We start from the raw sequence: 2,136 nt of genomic DNA on the forward strand, positions 1-2,136 counted from the left end.
GGGATCACACGTTCCCGAAATCGGAGTCGAACAAACAGCAGATCGAATCTATCCGAATGTGCGACCGGCTGCCCGGCAAGCGTTCAGCAGGGCGCAGGCACGTTCGCCGCGTAGACCGGGTCCAGCGCGGACTTCACGATGTGGACGGCGACCGGGTCCGTGGTGAGTTGCATGTGGTCCACCACCGCCGACGAGCACACGTCCTGCACCCAGGTGTTGTGCACGGTCGCGCCGGAACCGGCGGTGAGGAAGGTGTTCTCGGGTGGGCTCGAGATCTTGTCGTCCCGGCTGGCCACCACGGTGTAGTCGACACCCGGTTCGGTGTCTCCGCCCTCGTTCAGTGCGCGCAGGAACGGTGATCCGACCATCTGCTGGACGTACGACGGCCCGAGGATGCTGTTGAGCAGCGACACCACCGGGATACCGAACTTCTCGGCGACCGCACCCAGGTATTGGACGTCGCCGAACGTCGAACCGTGGTTGGTGGCCCCGAGCATGACGACCTTGCGGACCTTGTTCGCGCCGGGATCGGCCGGGTCGGCCCCGCCCTCGAACCGCAGGTATTGCCGAGCGACCACACCGCCCTGGGAGTGGCCGACGAGATCCACCTGGGCTGCCCCTGTCGCCGCGCGGACCTTTTCCACGAACGCGGACAGTTCCCGCGCGGATGCCGCGATGTCGGCGGTGCCGAGCATGTTCAGCAGGTCGACCGAGCCTGGGGGCATCCGGCCGTAGTCGAGAGCGAACACGCAGTACCCCTCGGCCGCGAGCGCCGGCGCCACCGTCTTCCATGTCGCGACGCTGCCCGCATTGGTGCCGTGCACCAGCACCACCGGCACCGGATGGGCGGCAGACGGGGCACACGACCAGTTGTTCGCGCCGGGAAGCGCATCCGCTGCCGGCTGCGCCGCCGCGATACCCGCGCTCACGATGGTCACCGCCCCCGCGAGCGCCGCACCGACAAGCGACTTCAACTTCGCCCTCATCGGAGCGCACACACAGGCGTCGAACGGAAAAGCATACGGCTCACAGTACCGATTCAGGTTGTACTCGAGCCGCGCCCACGCACCTACCGGCAAGTACGCGTCGGAGATCACATTTTCCTGCGCCGGCACCGGCAGCGCATCGTCGGCCATCGCGCTCACGGAATCGGACGAGCCTCACGTTCAAGACGAAGCAGGCGCCAATCGTAGCGTCGCTCAACAGGATCCCACGTTCGTGCCGGGAAGTACCGAACGAAGTAGTTGACCATCGACAGGACGACGTGCACGCGTGCCGCGAGCTGCAGATCCGCGCGCCCCCGCTCCCGGACGGTCGTCACCACCGACCGCGTGTAGCGGTAGTAGGCGCGTGGCGGGTCGAGGAGCCTGCGCCCGGACACCTGCGCGGCCATCGCCGGCGACAGCATGGTCCGGTACCCGGATTCGACCAGCGCCCACGCGAGATCCACGTCCTCCCAGATCCCCGGGGCGGTGTTCACCGCACCACGCACCGACATCCACGCCTTGCGGCGAATTGCCATGTTCGAACCGACGATGGTTGCGAACTGCACCGGCTCACACCGCTTCCGTTCCGCGGGGTCGTCGACGTAGTACCGGACGAACGGATCGAACCTGAATCGCGGCATGTCGAAGTGGATCATCGCCCCGGTCACCGCGGCAACGTCCTCGTCGGCGGCCTCGAAGAAGGACGCCACCGCGTCGAACCAGCCCGGCTCGATCAGGGCATCGGCATCGATCCTCGCGATGATCTCCCCTGTCGCGGCATCGAAACCGGCGTTGCGCGCGTGCACGGTCCCCTGCACCGGGACATCGATCACCCGGATCGGTAGATGCGCCGCGTACTCCTCGACGATCGCGCGGGTGCGGTCGGTCGAGTTGTTGTCACATACGAGAACCTCGTGCACGGCATCCCGTTGCACGAGGACACGATCGAGCGCACGAGCGATCGTCGCTTCCTCGTTGAAAACCGGGATGACCAGGGAAATCTGCACGGCCGGGAGCGTATACCAGAAAACCGACCGACTCGCATGGAACGACGAAAGTCAGGCCATTCGTCCCTATTTCGACGAAACGGGCAATACGGATGACCGGGTGGTGGTATCGCCGACCGCGACACCACCACCCGGTACGGGAT

At 66.1% G+C, this 2,136-nt stretch carries 2 protein-coding genes; both read right to left on the reverse strand.

From position 1 onward, the window contains the following. Positions 1 to 83 precede the first annotated feature (83 nt). Positions 84 to 974, reverse strand: coding sequence for an esterase/lipase family protein (locus Q5696_RS16665; RefSeq protein ID WP_305092375.1), 891 nt, complete (start codon positions 972 to 974; stop codon positions 84 to 86). 167 nt (positions 975 to 1,141) lie between these two features. After that, on the reverse strand, positions 1,142 to 1,993 hold the full coding sequence (locus Q5696_RS16670; RefSeq protein WP_305092376.1) for a glycosyltransferase family 2 protein: 852 nt from the start codon (positions 1,991 to 1,993) through the stop codon (positions 1,142 to 1,144). Between the last annotated feature and the right edge of the window lie 143 nt (positions 1,994 to 2,136).

Source organism: Prescottella sp. R16 (assembly GCF_030656875.1).
Lineage (GTDB): Bacteria > Actinomycetota > Actinomycetes > Mycobacteriales > Mycobacteriaceae > Prescottella.